We start from the raw sequence: 17,229 nt of genomic DNA on the forward strand, positions 1-17,229 counted from the left end.
TCACGTCACGACCGGATGCGAACGCTCGAGCTGGCCCGCCAGGCTGGAGGTCGACGTGCCGATGCGGCGCTTGAAGATCGTCTGGAAAAACGTGTTGTTCGGCACGAGCACCGTCTCGCCCGGGGAGCTCTCGAGCGTGGTGAACACGACGTTCATGTCCGTCACGCGACCGCGCGTGCTCGACGCCGGCAGCTCGAGTTCGTCGCCGATGCTGAAGGGTTTCAACACCACGAGCACCAGCGTGCAGAGAAAATTGCTCAGGACGCTCCACAGCGCCACGAAGCCGATCGCCACGAGGCCGAGCACGGTGCCGATCACCGCGAGGATGCCGTTGATCTGAAATCCCCAGCGGCCGAGAACCAGCAGGGCCGCCGCGATCAGGACGGCATAGCGCAGGGCCAGCCGCACGGGGGTGAACGCCAGCCGCGGCAGGCCCGCCCATTCGGCGAATTTCAGGATCCGGCCTTTCAGGCCGAAAAAGAGGATGAGAGCGACGGCGACGATCGCCGCCGTTTCGATAAGTTTCCGGATGGTTTCGTGATCGAGCATGGGAACTGACTTTCTGGTTGAACGCTGTCGAACAGCGACAGTCGGTCCGCCGCGTGGGAGCGGTAAGCTTTCGCATCCGGGAAGCCGCGCTGAATGAAGCTCGCGCGGCGGCGCCATCCGGGGAACGAACGTCCACCGCGACGGCGCCAGGGAGGCTGAAACGGACCCGGTCAATGCTATAACCGGCTCGGGGCATCGCGATTCCCTCCGCCTGACAATTCGGTCATTCGCTCCGCAGCCGCGTGCGAATTCGCTTTTCGCCCGCGCGATCTCCGCGCCTCATCGCGGTTCGCATCATGGCCGCGGAACACTCCTCCCCGACGCCGGCGCGCATCCCGCGCCAGATCCCCTTCATCATCGGCAACGAGGGTTGCGAACGCTTCAGCTTCTACGGCATGCGGAACATCCTCACGGTGTTCCTCGTATCCTCTTTGCTGATGCACGTGCCGGAGGCGGAGCGCGGCGCGGCGGCCAAGGACGTTTTTCACACGTTCGTGATCGGTGTTTATTTCTTCCCGCTGCTCGGCGGCTGGCTCGCCGACCGCTTCTTCGGGAAATACCACACGATCTTCTGGCTGAGCCTCGTCTACTGCCTCGGGCATCTCTGCCTCGCCGTCTTCGAGTCGAACCGCACGGGTTTCTACGCCGGGCTTTCGCTGATCGCACTCGGCGCGGGCGGCATCAAGCCCTGCGTCGCGGCCTTCGTCGGCGACCAGTTCGACCGGACCAACAAGCACCTCGCGAAGCTCGTGTTCGACGCATTCTACTGGATCGTTAACTTCGGCTCGTTCTTCGCGTCGCTGTTGATGCCGATCTTTCTGCGTCAGTTCGGCGCCGCTGTTGCCTTCGGCATCCCCGGCGCGCTCATGGCCGTCGCCACCGCCGTCCTGTGGCTGGGCCGGAAGCACTACGTGCTCGTGCCGCCCGCGCCGGCCGATCCGCACTCGTTCCTGAAGGTGGCGGCTACCGCCATCGTATCCGGAAACAAAGGACGCCTGCTCGCGGCCGGCGGCCTGGCCCTCGCCGTCCTCGCGCTCGCGGGGATCCCGTCGTTCGGCTTTGTCGTCTCGGCGTGCACCGCGCTCGTCGCCGTCCTCGCTCTCGGCGGGCTCGGGGCCTGGATCCAGCTCGACCGCGCCCGCGAGCGGCATCCGGCCGAGGCCGTCGAGGGCGTGCGCTCCGTGTTGCGCGTGCTCGTGCTGTTTTTTCTCGTGACGCCGTTCTGGTCGCTCTTCGACCAGAAGGCCTCGACCTGGGTCCTGCAGGCCGACGCGATGACGAAGCCGGCGTGGTTCCAGGCCGCGCAAATGCAGGCGCTCAATCCGGCGCTCGTCATGCTCCTGATTCCGTTCAACAACCTGGTGCTGTATCCCGCGCTGCGGCGGCTCGGCTGGGAAATGACGGCGCTCCGTCGCATGACGCTCGGCATCGCGTTCGCCGGCCTGGCATGGGTCGTGGTCGGCGGCATGCAGCTCGTGCTCGATCGCGGCGACGCGTTTTCCATCGTCTGGCAGGTGCTGCCGTATGCGTTGCTCACGCTCGGCGAAGTGCTCGTCGCCGCGACCGGTCTCGAATTTGCCTACAGCCAGGCGCCGCAGGCGATGAAGGGCGCGCTGATGAGCTTCTGGAATCTGACCGTCACGATCGGCAATCTCTGGGTGCTGATCGTGAACGCCGCCGTGCGCAACGACGCCGTCACCGACTTCATCGCCCGCCGGGGCTTCGGCGTGACGGCGTCGCAAATGTTTTTCTTCGCCGGCTTCGCTTTCGCCGCGGCGCTCGCCTTCGCCGCCGTCGCGCGGCGCTACCGCGTCGCCGATCACTATCGCGGCGCCTGAGCGCTGCCGCGATTCTCCCACCGGATTGCCGCCGGCATTCACAACCAGACTTACTCATGATACTCCGGGATATGTTTTCGTCGTGGTTACCCCGCCGCCTCGCCCTCGCCGGTGTCCTGCTGCTGGCGTCACGCCTCGTCGCCGCCGATTCCGCCGGCTGGCGGATCGCGATCGATCCGCAGGCTGAACCGCTGGAACGCTTCGCCGCCCGCGAACTGCAGCGCTACGTCTATGTCACCACCGGCGCCCATCTGCCGATTTCCGACGCCGCGCCGCCGGCGGACAGCGTCGCGCTGGTCGTGGCGTCGCGGAGTCGGCCGCTGGCCATGTCCACCTTCGCGAATCTGCCCGCGCTCGCCGCCCAGGAATACTGGCTGCACGCCGGTGCCTCCACGACCGGCCCGGAGCGCATCGCGCTCGTCGGTGGCGATGCGCTCGGCACCTTGTATGCCGTCTATCGTTTCGCCGAGCGGCTGGGCGTCCGCTTTTATTTGCATGGCGATGTCATCCCCGACGCCCGCCGGCCGTTCGCATTTCCCGCCTTCACCGAAGCAGGCCGTCCGCTCTTCAACGTGCGCGGTCTCCAGCCGTTTCACGATTTTGCCGAGGGGCCGGACTGGTGGAATGCCGACGACTATCTCGCTGTCGCCGGCCAGCTCGCGAAGCTGCGGATGAACTTCCTCGGGCTGCATACGTATCCGGAAAGTGGTGTCGGCCCGGAGCCGACCGTTTGGATCGGCCCCGCGGACAACATTGACGAACACGGCCGCGTCCGGCGCGCGTATCCGGCGTCCTATCACACGACCGGGCGCAGCGGACAAACGTGGTGGGCCTACGCCCCCACCCGCACCAGCGACTTCGCGGGCGGCGCGGCGGAACTCTTCGACCGCGACGATTTCGGCGCAGACGTCATGCGCGACCGCGAGTTTCGCGCGCAGACGCCCGAGACGGCCGCCGACGTGTTCAATCGCACGGGCGAACTGCTCGCGACCGCGTTTCGCGAAGCGCGCCGGCTCGGCATCCTCACCTGCATCGGCACCGAAACGCCGCTGACGATTCCGTCCGTGGTGAAGGCGGAATTGCTCGCGAACGGCAAGGATCCCGCCGACGCGGCGGTCGTGCGCGAGGTTTACCAGGCAATGTTCGAGCGGATCCGGCGGGTGACACCGGTCGATTATTATTGGTTGTGGACGCCCGAGGACTGGACGTGGGCCGGCAATCGTCCGGAGCAGTTCGCCGGCACCGCCGCCGACATTCAGGCAGCGCTCGATGCGCTCGCGGCCTTGAACCATCCGATGACCCTGGCGACCTGCGGCTGGGTGCTCGGGCCGCAGCACGACCGCGCCGCGCTCGATCAGTTTCTGCCGCTCGATTCGCCGATGAGCGCGATCAACGCTTCCGTCGGTCACGTTGCGATCGACCGGCAGTTCACGAATTTGCGGCAGCGTCCGCGGTGGGCGATTCCGTGGCTGGAAAACGACGGCAATCTGACGAGCCCGCAACTCTGGGCCGGCCGCATGCGCTTCGACGCGGCGGACGCCCGCCGGCTCGGCTGCACCGGATTGATCGGAATCCACTGGCGCACCCGTGTGCTTGCGCCGCAGATCTCTGCGCTCGCCGCCGCCGCCTGGGACCAGTCATGGGTGCCGGCGGATTTCGACCCTACTCCGTTGCCGCCGCTCACCTCGTCCGGCGCCAGCGGCGGACGCGTCGTCACCACCGCGGCGACGATCGCCGACGCGCCCGAGCCCGGGGAGGCGTTTCGCACCAACCGCGTGGGGATGCCGTCGTTCGACATCCTCGTCCCCGGCGGTCGCTACGACGTCCGCCTCGGCTTCAGCGAAATCGAAAACCTCGCGCCCGGCGCCCGCGTTTTCAGCGTGAAGCTCAACGGCCGCACGCTCCTCGATCGTTTCGACATCGCGGCCCGCGCCGGCGCCCATCGCGCCCTCGTGCTCGAGTTCAAGGACGTGGCCGTGGACACCGCCGACGCGCGGCTCCTACTCGAGTTCGTCGCGCATGCGGGCGAACCCGCGATCGCCTTCATCGAATTCGACGGTCACACCAGCTACGCCAACGCGCATTACGCGCGCCGGATCAACTGCGGCGGTCCCGCGCTCGCGGACTGCGAAGCCGATCAGCTCGCCGCCCGACCCCGGCCGCCGATCGATCGCACGATGCCGGTCGTCGATTTTTATCGCGATTTCTCCGAGGCGAATTTCGGCCCCGAAGCCGCGGGGGCGATCGGCGAGGTGCTGGCTCGGATCGACGGCGTCGCACTGCCGATGCCGACGCACTGGATCGACGGGCCGGGCGACATCCGCCGCAATCCGGAACCGTGGGCGTCCGTCGCGCCGACCTACGCGTTTGTCGGCGAGCTCGAGGCCTTGCGCCAACGCGTCCGCGGCGCGGCCAATCTCGACCGCTACGACTATTGGCTGAACCAGTTTCGCGCCCTGCGGCTGATCGCGGAAATCGGCTGCACCGCCGGCGCGCTCGATTTGGCGATGAGCGCCATCGCGGAGACACCCGATCCGGCGGAAGCGAAAAAAGTCGTGGAGAACCGCGCGCTGCCACTGCGCCTGCAGCTGGCGCGCCTCTGGACCAAGCTGCTGCGCACCGAGATCGCCGGCGTCTCCAACCCCGGCGAACTCGGCACGCTGGCGAATCTCGAGCAGCGCAGCCGCGTGCATCAACAAATTCTCGGCAAACACGATGCCGCGCTCGTGAAAAGTCTCGGCTGCGACCTCCCGCTCGCGGCGTCGCCGGAAAACGACTACACCGGGCCGGCGCGGATCGTCGTGCCCACGGTGCGCACGGCCGCTGCGGCCGGGGAATCGTTGACACTCCGCGTGATCCTCGTCTCGGAGCAGCCCGCCGCCGGCGGTTCGCTCGCGTGGCGGCCGCTCGGAGCCTCGGAGTATCGCCGCGTGCCGCTGCGCCACGTCGGCCGCCGCGTTTACGAGCTCGCGTTGCCTCCGTTGGGCGAGCGGCTGCCGGCCATCGAATTTCACCTCGAAGCGGAACTCGACGGCGGAGCGCGGCGCTGGCCGGTGTCCGAGCGCGGCCTGGACCAGACGATCGTTCTCGCGGACGGCGCGTAACGCGCCTGTTCAAGCCTCAGTCGCCGGCGCCGGTGGCAGCACGTCGCGTTCGATTCGCACGAGTTCCTCGTAGGCCAACGCCGCACTCTCGGCCGTGAGGAGCGCGTCGATCATGTTCGTCTTCAAGCCCATCACACACAGCCGCGCGAGGGTGTGAAGATGCAGCCGTTCGTCTTCACAGCAGATGAGGAAAAACAGCTGCGTCGGCCGTCCATCCGGCGCACCGAAGGGCACTTCCTGGACGCTGCGGCCGAGCGCGATGAACGAGCTCTCGAAACGATACTCCGCCAGCTGTCGCGCGTGCAGCAGCGCCATTCCACCCGGCAGTGCCGTCGAGCACATCTCCTCGCGCGCCCGCACGCTTTCGAGCAATTCGCGCGGATCGAGCACCCGGCCGGTGCGATCCGCCAGCGCCACCATGTCGCGGACCACGGACGCCGCCGTTTTCGACGGAAGTTCGAGGTCGATGGCGTTGGGTTCCAGCAGCACGGGCATCAGGGCCCCGCCGGGGAGTTCCGGCGCCGGACGGCGCACCAGTTTCTGATGGTAGGCGTCGAGTCGCTTGTCCGGGAGTCCGAGGATGCGTTGCGAGGCCCATTCGTCGATCGCGCCGCGACGAAAAATCATCCGTCCGCCGCGCGTTTCGCGAGGAAGGTCGGTCTCGCGCAGGAGCCGCTCGACGTCGGGCGTCGAGAGATGCAGGTAATCCGCGAGTTCCTCGAGGTTGAGCGTGCGATGCGGCATGCCCCACTGCTAAACGAAATCGGTTGGCGTGCAACGCGCCGTCTTGCCTCCATTCCCTCGGCACGCGGCCGCCCCGGGCCCTTGCGAAGATCTCCCGCCGTCGTGGAAGGCATTCTCCGGCGAATCGCTCGGCAGCCCACTCGATGGCATGATCGCACGGGTGCGATACCTTCTCATCCAACCGCAACGCCCTGCCACGTCATGAAACTCACCAGCCCTGCCTTTGTCGCCGGCGACGCGCTTCCGGAACGTTTTGCCAAGGAAGCAGACAATCACAGTCCGCCGCTCAGGATCGCGGATCCGCCGCCGCAGACGGAGAGTTTTGTTTTGATCATGGACGACCCCGATGCGCCGAGCGGCACCTTCACGCACTGGGTTGTTTTTGATCTCGATCGCGAGATGCGCGAACTGCCGGAAGATCGTGCGCCGCGGCAGGCGCGGCTCGGGCGGAACAGCTGGGGTGAAACGGCCTACGGCGGCCCGCGTCCGCCCTCCGGCACGCACCGGTATTTCTTTCGCGCCTACGCGCTCGACCGACGCCTCGACCTGCCCGCCGGCGCTCCGCGCGAGCAGATCGAGCAGGCCATGCGGCACCATGTGCTCGCGCAGGCCGAGCTGATGGGGCGCTATTCGCACCGCGAACGAGCAAAATCCTGAAACCACGCCCGCCATGAGCACCACCCAACTGGTCATCCATAATTTCGAGAACATCACCGACACCGCGCATCTGGAGAAAGCCTTCGAATCCGTTCCCGGCGTCGAATCCGCCGAGATTGATCCGCAATCGCGCAAGGTTCTCATCACGCACCACGGCGCCGATCCCAGTCAGCTCGCCTCGGCGGCCCAAAAACTGGGCTATCGCACCTCGGCCGATTGAATTCTCCCGGCCACTACACGACCTGAAGAATTGTTGCGGCATCGCGGAACAGCGCCGACCTCTCGACAATCCAAGTCAAAGGCTCTGCTGCGCGCGCACCTCGATCTATGCTTCCGGCCGCGAGAACCGCTTCCGCCAGACCCGTTCACCGCATGTCGAACCGACCCACTCGCAATGATTGCCCCGCCAGCCCCCCGCCCGGACCGGCCGACGGTCACGACGCGTCTCTGCCGGAGACCGCCTTGCGGGATAAGCTGCAAGCAGCGGAAGACGAAGTGCGCCGCCTGCGGCTGAAGCTGGAGGAAACCGCGGCCGCGCTCGCACAGGCGCGGCGTTCCGCCGACTCCGCAAACGAAGCCAAGGAGCGCTTTCTCTCAACCATTTCCCACGAGCTGCGCACGCCGCTCTCCGCGATCGTCCTCTGGACCAGTCTGATCGAAGACCAGAAAATCCTCGATCCCGACCAGCTCCGCGAAGCCCTGGACTCCATCAAACGCAGCGCCGAGGAGCAGCGCACGCTGATCGAGGACCTCGTCGACACCTCCCGGATCGTATCGGGAAAAATCCGACTTGATCGCCGCGACGTCGAACTGGCCGCGGTGGTTCACAACGGCGTCGATGTTTCCCGCAATCTCGCGCGCGAAAAAGGCATCGTCATCGAAGAAACGCTCGCCTCGAACGCGGGCCTGTTTCACGGCGATGCGCGCCGGCTGCAGCAACTCGTGCATCACCTGGTGCAGAACGCGGTCAAGTTCACCCCGGCCGGCGGCCAAGTGAGCGTCAATCTGCGACGGGCGGACGGCGAACTCGTGATCACGGTGGCCGACACCGGCATCGGCATCGCGCCGGAATTTCTCGAACAGATCTTCGAACGGTTCACCCAGGTCGAGCACGTGCGGATTCGCACCGAGAGCGGCCTGGGCGTCGGCCTCGCGATCGCTCGCAAGATCGCGGAGTTGCACGGTGGCTCCATCCTCGCGGAGAGCGACGGCCGCGATCGCGGGGCGCGTTTCATTGTGCGCCTGCCCGCTGTCGCGCACGACGCCCAGCCGGCGTTGATCGCGACCGCGGACGACATGCATCTCGCGGGTCGACTGACAGGGCGCCGCATCCTGTTGATCGAGGATGCCGCCGCGACGCGCCGCGCCTTGACCGCCGTGCTGCGCGAAGCCGGCGCCGACGTCGACGCCGTTGATTCCGCGCCCGCCGCGTGGGAATCGACCGAACGCCGGAAACCGGACATCATCGTCAGCGATCTCGGACTCCCGACCATCGATGGCTTCGCCCTGCTTCGACAAATCCGCGAGAGGGAAACGACAGCGGACGGCCAGCCCGTGCCGGCGGTCGCCGTCACCGCGTTCGCCGGCGACGACATCTGCCAGCAGGCGCTCGAAAGCGGTTTCCAGACCTGTCTCACGAAGCCGGTCGAGCCCTTGCAACTGGTCACCACGCTCGTCGCGTTGACCAGCCCGTCGCGGGACTGACCGGGCGCGAACATTTTGCGGATCGTTCCGCGGCATGCGCCGTCATGCTGCGCGCATGACCAAACTTGCACTACCCCTGCTTCTTGGACTTGCCGTCCTCACCGCTTCCCGGGCCAGCGAACGCGCCACTTATAACAGCGCCGGCGCGTTGACCGGGTTCATCTGGGACGGCGCCACCTTGCCTTTGAAAGGTGAATTCGTCGTCGACTTCGGCCACGGCGTGAGCGCCACGCTGCAGCCGCACGACCAACGTTCGCCGATTTCGCGCGATCTGCCGGCGCTGCGCTGGCGCGGAGTCTCCACGTTTCCGAACGGCACGCAGGCGCAGTTCGAAGCCAGCTGGACGGAGATGCAGGACCGCCTCTCGCTCGTGGGTTCCGTCACCGCCGGCGGCCCGACCGGCGGAGCGGGGCGCGCCCTGCAGGTGGAGTCCGTCGATTACGTCCTCGACGTTCCCCGCGCCGAATTCGTCGGCGGACGCGTCCAACCGGGCGATATCTCCTTGTCGGCGGCGCGGCCCGCCTCGCCGGTGTTCTTTCGCCAGACCACCGACTCGCTCCGCTTCGTGGATGCGAAGGGAAACTGGACGCTCGAGCTGAAGCTCGATCATCCGCGCGAAATCACCGTCACGGATTTCTGGGCCGGAAAGGAACGGGCATATCGCGTCCGCATCCGGCTCGGCGGCGGCGTCTGGGCGCAGGGCGACACGCTGCCGCTCGGTTTGACGCTGGCCGTCACCGGTCGCGCCAGCGCCGCGCCGGCCCGGATCGCTGTCGACCCGGCGCAGGCCCGCTACGAGTTCGACGGTTTCGGGGGCAACTTCTGTTTCGCGAACGGCACGCCCGCGACGGATTACCTGCTCGAGAATCTGCAGCACGCCTGGGCGCGGTTCGAGTTCAAGGGGGCGCTATGGGATCGGGAACGCGCTGCGCCCGGCCCACAACTGCGCCGCGATTTCGAACTCATGCAACGCGTGCAGCAGAAAGGACTGCCGTGGATTCTCAGCCTGTGGCGCCTGCCGGAACATTATTACAGCGATCCCTACCAGAAACCGGCGGGCACCTTTCACCGGCAGATTGCCGCCGACCGCTGGCCCGAGTTTCTCGACCTGCTCGGCAGCTTCCTGCTGCATTTGAAAAACCACTACGGCGCCGAGCCGGACATGTTCTCCTTCAACGAACCTGACCTCGGCGTCGACATCGGCTTCAGCGGTCCCGAACACCGCGACATGGTGAAGCGCATCGGCGCGCACCTGCAATCGCTCGGCTTGAAAACCCAACTGCTGCTCGGCGACGCGGCCAATCCGCGCGATTCGCACCTCTACGTGCTGCCCACCGCCGCCGATCCGGAGGCCACCGCCTACGTCGGCGCGATCTCATTCCACAGCTGGGGCAACGGCACGCCGGCGCAGTATCGCGCCTGGGGCGACGTCGCGGACTGGCTGCAGAAACCACTCCTCGTCGGCGAAGCCGGCGTCGATCCCGGCGCATGGCGCAATCGCGCGTTCGACAGCTACGCCTACGGCCTGAGCGAGGCGCAGCAGTATCAGGAGTTGCTGCGCGACACGCGGCCGCAGTCGCTGTTGTTTTGGGAATACACCGAAGATTACGGACTTGTTCGCGTGCGCGAGGACCGGTCGATCGAACCCACCGGCCGGTTTTATCTGATCAAACATTTCGCGAATCTCACGCCCCTGCACAGCCGGGCGGTCGAAAGCAGCAGCGATCAATCCGACGTGCTCGTGAGCGCGTTCGCGAAAGACGCGTCGCTTGTCGTCCACGTGCTCAACACCGGTCCGGCGCGCGACGCCCTCCTGCAGGGCCTGCCGGCGGGTCGCTGGCGCCAAGTCGTGACGACCGAGAACAGCGGATGGAAAGAGTCGACGTGGGAACACACTCCCGGTCGTGCGCTTCCGCTCGCCGCCCGCAGCTTCACCACGCTGGTGCGCGAATAATCCGCGGAGATTTTTCCCGGTGCCACCACGCCCCGCTTCCGCGTCGGCGCCTTCGTTTCAGGCGCCGGTGATCCACCGGTATCCGAGAAAGGTTGCCGCCGCGCCCGCGCCGGCGGACGCGATCGCCAGCGCCACGCGTCCGGCCGGCGGCAGCTTTTGCCAATGACGTTTGCCCCAGGCGAGGACGCGGCGGAGCTTCACTTCGGCCCAATCCAGGAAACGCGCGACGCCGCGCGATTCCGAAGCGAGCAGCGCTCCCGCCAGCGCGAAAAACACGACCGCGGGTCCGGGAATGAACATCAGCACGACCGCGATCGCGACCGCGGCCAGCGCGAGCACCCAGCGAACCACCCGCGCGACGAAATGCCGTCCGCCCCGCTGTCGGCGGCTCGCCTCGTAACGTTTGACGAAACGCTCGCCGGACTTCGCGCGCTTCAGCGCGAGCCATTGCGATTTGAGCGCCGAGGTCACGGCGAAACCCTTCTTTCCGTGGCGCTGCCGTCGAGCGTCGCGGTTTTCCGCCGTTGTTTCAACCGCCGGCGGATCCGCCACAGCAGATAGCCGCAGATCGAGAGCTTCACCGCATAAACAGTCGCGAGCACGGCGAGCGTGCGCGCATCCGGCGCCGTGCCGAGATCGCCGAGGAGAATCGTGACGTAGGAGCGCGCCACATACAGCGGCAGGCAGACCCAGAAATAAACCCGGAAGGGCACGTCGGTGAGAGCCAGCAGGTAGTTGCGCACCACATACGGCAGGCCGGGCACGAGCACCGCCATCACCGCGACGGAAATGTTTTCGCCTTCCGGAACGTGCGGCAGCCGGTGCCGGCGTTTTTCCAGATAACGCTCGATCCGGTCGCGCAGCACCGTGTGCGCGATCCAATACGACGCCAGCAGGTGCACCGCGGTCACGCCGGTGACGACCACGCCGCCCAGCACCGGACCGAACTTCGCGCCCGCCACGAGATAGACGACCGAGATCGAAAATCCGGCCACGGGAAGCAGCGCCATCAACGCGATCGCCACCGCCGGATCGAAACCGGCGAGCGCATCCACCGCGTCCTGCCACCCGTAGCCGCTCCGTTCCCACGCCAAGGCACCGAGTCCCGCGAGCACGAGCAGCCCGGCAATCCACCAATAGCGTCGGATGATTTTCGCGGGGGTCATGCGGCAACAGTCAGGCTCCCGCGCCGGCAGGGCGGCAGGTGCGATCAGGCCGCCTTCGACACGTAAACTTGCGCGAAGTGGCACCTGCCCGGCGCGATCGGGAACCACCGCGCCGCCGATCTGTCCTGACCGCGCCACGCGTCGAATGCGCGCGGCGTTCCCGCCCCGATGTCCTCGTTGATGCAAAGCCTGCGGCGCTTCCGCCCGCGACGGCCCATGAAGCTGCGCCAACGGCCGCCGCGCTCCAAACGCAACGAACTCGGCTGGCACTGGAGCTTCGTCGTGCTCGGCATCGCGATGCTCCTCGGCGCGTATTTCTGGTATGTCTCGGCGCGACTGCTCGAGGAAGCGCCGCGCATCGATTTCGGCCCGCAGGATCCTGCGTTTCCCGCGACGCTCGGGCCGTTGCTCCACGCCGAGTTCTCCCGCGGCAACGCCGTCGATCTCCTGTTGAACGGCGACGAATTTTTCCCGCCGATGCTGGCGGCGATTCGCGACGCGAAGAAAACCATCACCCTCGAAACCTACATTTGGTCGCCCGGCGAGATCAGCGAGAAGTTCATCGCCGCGCTGTCGGAACGCGCCCGCGCCGGCGTGAAGGTGCATGTCATGCTCGACGGCATGGGCACGCTCAAGTTCAAGGACGAGGATCGTGACCGCATGCGCAGCGCCGGCATCGAGGTCGTGAAATACGGCCGCCAGCACTGGTATGAAGTGAAGCCCAACATCAATCACCGCACGCATCGCAAGATCCTCGTCGTCGACGGCCGCGTCGGTTTCACCGGCGGCATGTGCGTCGACGATCACTGGCTGGGCGACGCCGAGTCTCCCGAGGTCTGGCGCGACACGATGGTGCGCGTCGAAGGCCCGACGGTGCAGCAGATGCAGTCCGCGTTCGCCAGCAACTGGCTCCAGACCACGGGCAAGCTGCTCCTCGGCGAAGGTTATTTTCCCCGCTACGACCGCGTCGGCGATGTCGCCGCGCAATGCTTCATGAGCGGCCCCGGCGAAGGCGCGCAGGCGGCCCGCACGTCCTACCTGCTCGCGATCGCCTCCGCGCGAAAATCGATCGACATCGAGCACGCGTATTTCGTGCCCGACGAGCTCGCGACGCAGGTGCTGCTCGAGGCGCGACAGCGCGGCGTCCGCGTTCGCGTGATCGTGCCCGCGATCAACGATTCCCGTTTCGGCCGCGCCGCGTCGCGCTCGCGTTGGGGACCGCTGCTCGCGAACGGCGTGGAGTTCTACAAATATCAGCCGGCGATGCTGCACACGAAAACCATGGCGGTGGACGACGTCTTCGTGACGGTGGGATCCGTCAACTTCGACAACCGCTCGTTCAGCATCAACGACGAGATCGCCGTCAACGTCATCGATCCCACCCTCGGCCGGCAACATCGGCGGATGTTCGAGGAAGACCTGAAGCAGTCGGCGCCCTACACGTTGCAGGATCACGAGAGCCGGCCGTTCTACGTGAAGCTCGCGGACAAATTCTGCGGACTCTTCCGCTCGCAGCTGTAGCGTCGCCGCCGGCGTGCGGCGCTTCCGAACGTTTGATTGACGCCCGGCGGCGCGCTCCCCGCGATAGCGGTCCTCGGCGCGTCGCCGCGCCGATCGCACCCAATCGCCCCATGAAATCCATCCCCGTTGCCCTGCAACTCTGGTCCGTGCGCGAAGCCGTCAATCGTGACTTCGCCGGGACTGTCGCTCGCGTGGCCCAGCTAGGCTACACCGGCGTCGAACTCGCCGGTTTCGGCAATCTCGACGCCAAAGGCGCGAAGGCCGCGCTCGATGCCGCGGGCCTCAAGGTCGCTGGCATGCACATCGGCATCGCCGCGTTTCGCGCCGATCCCGACAAGGTCATCGCCGACGCCCTGCTCCTCGGCTCGCGCCATGTGACGGTGCCGTTCTGGCCGCCGGAACTGTTCGTCTCCGTCGCCGCAGTGGAAAAGATGGCGGAGGAGCTCAACGCTTTCGGCGCCCGGCTGCGCGCTTCCGGCCTCCAGCTGAGTTATCACAATCACGCCGGCGAATTGAAGCTGCTCGAGGGCCGTCCCGTTTTCGACTGGCTGCTCGGCGCCGCCGAGCCCCGCAATCTGGCGGCGGAGATCGACGTGTATTGGTTTCACGTCGGCGGTTATCCGGTCACGAAGTTTCTCCGCGACCACGGCGCGCGCGTGAAGCTCGTGCATCTGAAGGACGAAGCCGAGCTCGGTGCGGGGCCGGTCGATTTCGCGCCCATCTTCCCAGCCGTCGAGCAGCTCGATTCCGTCGACTGGTATATCGTCGAACAGGAGAACTATCATCACGAGCCGCTGGTGGCGGTGGGTCTCGGCCTCGAGCAACTCAAGCGTTGGGGCAAAGCCTGAATTTTTCGCGCCATGCCGTCTCCGTATTCCCGCAAATCCACATTCAACGTCGCCGTCCTCGGCGCCGGTGCGATCGGACTCGATCACCTGAGTTCGTTCAAGGTGCACCCGGCGGTGCGTCTCGCCGTGGTCGCCGACACCTCGCCCGAGCGAGCCCGCGCCGCCGCCGATTTATACAACGTGGCGGAGATCTCGGACGATTACCGCGAAGTCATCGCCCGCGACGACATCGATATCGTTTCCATCGCGCTGCCGAACTATCTGCACGCGCCGGTCGGGTTGGCGGCCTTGAAAGCCGGCAAACACCTGATGATCGACAAGCCGATGGCGACCAACGCCACCGACGCCGCACAGCTCGTGAAGGAGGCGAAGAAGCGCCGCCTGCTGCTCATGGTGGGACAGAACAACCGTTTCAGCCCCGACGTGCAGACGTTGAAACAACTCGTCGACCGCGGCGTGCTCGGCGAGATCTACCATGCGAAAACCGCATGGACGCGCCGCGGGGGCATCCCGCGCATCGGATCGTGGTTCACGCAGAAGAAATTTGCCGGCGGCGGCTCGACCTACGACATCGGCGTGCACGCGCTGGACCGCTGTCTCTACCTGCTGGGCGAGTTCGACGCCGTCGCGGTGAGCGGGCAAACCTACGCGAAGTTCGGTCCGCAGGGTCTCGGCGAAGGCACGTGGGGCAAGAGCGAGATCGACCCGAAGAAACCGTTCGATGTGGAGGACCTGTCGGTCGCGTTGATCAAGTTGAGGAGCGGTCGGACCGTGCTTCTCGAAACCTCCTGGGCGGCGCATCAGCCGCTGGCGGATTTCAACGGCACCCAGCTTTTCGGCACGAAGGCCGGCGCACTGATTCCGAATCTCCAGCTCTTCCGGCAAACGGAAAACGGCTACGCGGTCGAATCGGTGACAACCGCCACGTCGCTGGTGAATCCGAATCGCATGGCGCATTTCGTCGATTGCCTGCTGGGCCGGGAGGAACCGTATGTGAAGACGGAGGAGTCGCTCGCCGTGCTCGATGCGATTTATCTTTCCGCCCGCACCGGCCGCGAAGTGCGTCTCAAATAGCGCCCGAGCCCGCGCGCGGGGCTCCTCTCACGGCGCCAGGCCCTTGCGCCAACGCGAGTCCCGGCGGGCCGGGCGTCGCGCGGCTCCGCAGTTTTTGCGCGGCGATAATAAGTCGTGACGACTTCGGCCCGCGCTCGGCCTTCTGAGCGCGAGCGTCGCCCGGTTCCGCGTTGCTTGGCCAGCCATCGCGCGTATTTTGCTCTCCCATGGACATCGGTGGCCCAGCTGACGTTCGCGCGATGGTGGACCAATTGCGCCAATCCCGGATTTACCGCGACTACGAGAACGCGTTCCGGGAAACGACCGGTTTGCCGATCACGCTGCGTCCGCTCGAGTCCTTCAACCTGCCGCACCACGGCGATCCGAAGGAGAACCCGTTTTGCGCGCTGATGGCGAACACCAACCGCTCCTGCGCCGCGTGCCTGCAGCTGCAAAAGAAGGTCGAGGAGGAGGCGCGGCTCGAGCCGAAGACGTTGAAATGTTTCGCCGGGATGTGCGACTCGGCCGTGCCGGTGCGCGTCGGTGAAAACCTCATCGCGTTCCTGCAGACCGGGCAGATCATGCTGCACCAGCCGTCGCAGGCGCAGTTCCGCCGCACCACCCGCCAGCTCCTGCACTGGGGCATGGAGGTCGATTTGAAGCAGGTGGAGGAGGCGTATTTCCAGACGCGCGTCGTCACGAAGAAACAATACGAGTCGATCATCCGGCTGCTGACGATTTTCGCCCAGCATTTGTCGGCGCTCAGCAACCAGCTCCTGGTGAAACAGGAAACCGCCGAGTCGCCCGTCATCTCCCGCGCCCGCTCCTACATTACGGATCACCAGGGCGAGGACCTCTCGCTCGGTCAGGTCGCGCAGGCGGTGAACATGAGCGCGTTCTATTTCTGCAAAACTTTCAAGAAGGCGACGGGCATGACCTTCACCGACTATCTCGCGCGGGTGCGCGTGGAGAAGGTGAAGAATCTCCTGCTCAATCCGCACAAGCGCGTGAGCGAGGCCGCCTACGAGGCGGGCTTCCAATCGCTGTCGCAGTTCAACCGCGTTTTCCGGAAAATCGCCGGCGAATCGCCCAGCCGCTACCGCGAGCGGCTGCATGGCGTGGCCCATGTCTGAGGCCGGCGTCAGCGTTACGCCGGCTTGGCCTCCGGCAGCGCTTCCGCGGTTGGGACCGCACTCTCATGCCGTTTCGTGGCGAGCGCGTTCTCGCGATGCTGGCAGACGGAGCAAAACGCATCCACTTCGCGCCGCGCCATCGTGCGCAGTACATAATAGAGTTCGTTCAGCGCGTGATCGCGCTCGTACGCATCGATCGGCAGATGCGCCGCCTGCTCCAGCACGAGCGCCTCGAGCAGCGCCTGCTCGCCCGCCAGGAAAAACGCCAGCAATGGACTGCGGCCGCACGGGCATTCCGGGCGCGCCATCGCGCGCCCGCCGGCATGTTCGGCCTTCCGGCGCGTGGCGGGATCCCGCAGCGCGGCAAAGATCTGATCCAGCGCCCACTCGATCAGGTGTACCAACGCGTCCGGATAGGCGAGCGGACTGGTCACGCGTTCCGTCCGCAACAACGTATCCCAGCGCGCGTGGATGGCCGGGCGTTGGGCGCAGAGGCTGGTCAATAGGCTCTCCTGCATCGCGCCTTCAGCATAGGCCAAGCCCGCGCCGCCCGCTTCGCATCGGTTGGCCAACCGTGCGCGTTTTTGGCGCTGCAAGCCGCGCGCATCAGCGCCAGCCGCGAGGACAAGATACGCACAGCCCTTGGCAACCGCTGCGCAGCGACCCGACCCACCGTCCCGTAGACTCGGCCCCAATTCATTTTCCACCCATGTCCGTCATTCCGCTCACCCTCGCGATCAGTCTCTGTCTGGTTTTCACGTTCATCCTCTTCTTCGTGCGCGAACACAGCCGGCGCTTCGGCAGCGCCGAGCGTGAGTCGCTGCTGCCTTTGAACGAGGAGACCCCGCGCGTCGTTGCCCAGCGGTCCGTCGCGCGTCGCTGATCGTCCCCCGCCGATCCCCTTTTTCCCGAGCGCGCCCGCCCGAACCGGCGAGGCGCGCCCCAGCTTTTCCCGTCC

At 66.3% G+C, this 17,229-nt stretch carries 16 protein-coding genes; 11 read left to right on the forward strand and 5 right to left on the reverse strand.

Annotation, left to right across the window (positions count from 1 at the left end; translation table 11 throughout):
• Window positions 1-549 (reverse strand): mechanosensitive ion channel family protein, encoded by a 549-nt coding sequence (locus tag AC6RV7_RS02085; RefSeq protein ID WP_500092239.1) that lies wholly within the window; start codon window positions 547-549, stop codon window positions 1-3.
• A 296-nt stretch (window positions 550-845) separates the two neighbouring features.
• On the opposite strand from AC6RV7_RS02085, the gene AC6RV7_RS02090 reads away from it, so the two are divergent.
• Window positions 846-2,387, forward strand: a complete 1,542-nt coding sequence (locus AC6RV7_RS02090) for a POT-type proton-dependent oligopeptide transporter (RefSeq protein WP_500092240.1) — start codon at window positions 846-848, stop codon at window positions 2,385-2,387.
• A gap of 56 nt (window positions 2,388-2,443) precedes the next feature.
• The gene (locus AC6RV7_RS02095; protein WP_500092241.1) at window positions 2,444-5,491 is read left to right on the forward strand and encodes a malectin domain-containing carbohydrate-binding protein; all 3,048 of its coding nucleotides are present in this window, start codon (window positions 2,444-2,446) and stop codon (window positions 5,489-5,491) included.
• 9 nt (window positions 5,492-5,500) lie between these two features.
• Here the strand turns inward: AC6RV7_RS02095 and AC6RV7_RS02100 are convergent, their stop codons facing one another.
• Complete coding sequence (locus tag AC6RV7_RS02100; RefSeq protein ID WP_500092242.1) at window positions 5,501-6,235, reverse strand: PTS sugar transporter subunit IIA; 735 nt, start codon at window positions 6,233-6,235, stop codon at window positions 5,501-5,503.
• 201 nt (window positions 6,236-6,436) lie between these two features.
• On the opposite strand from AC6RV7_RS02100, the gene AC6RV7_RS02105 reads away from it, so the two are divergent.
• From AC6RV7_RS02105 to AC6RV7_RS02120, 4 genes are all read left to right on the forward strand, one after another.
• Entirely contained in the window at window positions 6,437-6,892 is a 456-nt protein-coding gene (locus AC6RV7_RS02105; protein ID WP_500092243.1) for a YbhB/YbcL family Raf kinase inhibitor-like protein, read from the forward strand.
• A 13-nt stretch (window positions 6,893-6,905) separates the two neighbouring features.
• Window positions 6,906-7,112: a heavy-metal-associated domain-containing protein gene (locus AC6RV7_RS02110; protein WP_500092244.1), complete on the forward strand. Its 207-nt coding sequence runs from the start codon at window positions 6,906-6,908 to the stop codon at window positions 7,110-7,112.
• Window positions 7,113-7,264: 152 nt separating this feature from the next.
• The gene (locus AC6RV7_RS02115) at window positions 7,265-8,596 is read left to right on the forward strand and encodes a hybrid sensor histidine kinase/response regulator (RefSeq protein ID WP_500092245.1); all 1,332 of its coding nucleotides are present in this window, start codon (window positions 7,265-7,267) and stop codon (window positions 8,594-8,596) included.
• A 55-nt stretch (window positions 8,597-8,651) separates the two neighbouring features.
• Window positions 8,652-10,550, forward strand: a complete 1,899-nt coding sequence (locus tag AC6RV7_RS02120; protein WP_500092246.1) for a glycoside hydrolase — start codon at window positions 8,652-8,654, stop codon at window positions 10,548-10,550.
• Window positions 10,551-10,607: 57 nt separating this feature from the next.
• Here the strand turns inward: AC6RV7_RS02120 and AC6RV7_RS02125 are convergent, their stop codons facing one another.
• Both AC6RV7_RS02125 and AC6RV7_RS02130 read right to left on the reverse strand, forming a co-directional pair.
• On the reverse strand, window positions 10,608-11,021 hold the full coding sequence (locus AC6RV7_RS02125; protein ID WP_500092247.1) for a hypothetical protein: 414 nt from the start codon (window positions 11,019-11,021) through the stop codon (window positions 10,608-10,610).
• Window positions 11,018-11,716: a TVP38/TMEM64 family protein gene (locus AC6RV7_RS02130; protein WP_500092248.1), complete on the reverse strand. Its 699-nt coding sequence runs from the start codon at window positions 11,714-11,716 to the stop codon at window positions 11,018-11,020. Before AC6RV7_RS02130 ends, AC6RV7_RS02125 begins: the two co-directional genes overlap by 4 nt.
• Window positions 11,717-11,932: 216 nt before the next feature.
• Here AC6RV7_RS02130 and AC6RV7_RS02135 point away from each other — a divergent pair, with 216 nt between their 5' ends.
• From AC6RV7_RS02135 to AC6RV7_RS02150, 4 genes are all read left to right on the forward strand, one after another.
• Entirely contained in the window at window positions 11,933-13,237 is a 1,305-nt protein-coding gene (locus AC6RV7_RS02135) for a phospholipase D-like domain-containing protein (RefSeq protein WP_500092249.1), read from the forward strand.
• A gap of 110 nt (window positions 13,238-13,347) precedes the next feature.
• Entirely contained in the window at window positions 13,348-14,085 is a 738-nt protein-coding gene (locus AC6RV7_RS02140; protein WP_500092250.1) for a sugar phosphate isomerase/epimerase family protein, read from the forward strand.
• 12 nt (window positions 14,086-14,097) lie between these two features.
• Window positions 14,098-15,159: a Gfo/Idh/MocA family protein gene (locus AC6RV7_RS02145; RefSeq protein ID WP_500092251.1), complete on the forward strand. Its 1,062-nt coding sequence runs from the start codon at window positions 14,098-14,100 to the stop codon at window positions 15,157-15,159.
• A 206-nt stretch (window positions 15,160-15,365) separates the two neighbouring features.
• Window positions 15,366-16,271 carry a PocR ligand-binding domain-containing protein gene (locus AC6RV7_RS02150; protein ID WP_500092252.1) on the forward strand — a complete coding sequence of 302 codons (906 nt, stop codon included), beginning with the start codon at window positions 15,366-15,368 and terminating at the stop codon, window positions 16,269-16,271.
• A gap of 14 nt (window positions 16,272-16,285) precedes the next feature.
• Here the strand turns inward: AC6RV7_RS02150 and AC6RV7_RS02155 are convergent, their stop codons facing one another.
• Window positions 16,286-16,789, reverse strand: a complete 504-nt coding sequence (locus tag AC6RV7_RS02155; protein WP_500092253.1) for a hypothetical protein — start codon at window positions 16,787-16,789, stop codon at window positions 16,286-16,288.
• Between the two features lie 191 nt (window positions 16,790-16,980).
• Here AC6RV7_RS02155 and AC6RV7_RS02160 point away from each other — a divergent pair, with 191 nt between their 5' ends.
• Complete coding sequence (locus tag AC6RV7_RS02160; RefSeq protein WP_500092254.1) at window positions 16,981-17,154, forward strand: hypothetical protein; 174 nt, start codon at window positions 16,981-16,983, stop codon at window positions 17,152-17,154.
• Window positions 17,155-17,229 lie beyond the last annotated feature (75 nt).

The sequence above is a fragment of the Opitutus sp. sgz309028 genome, from assembly GCF_059821195.1.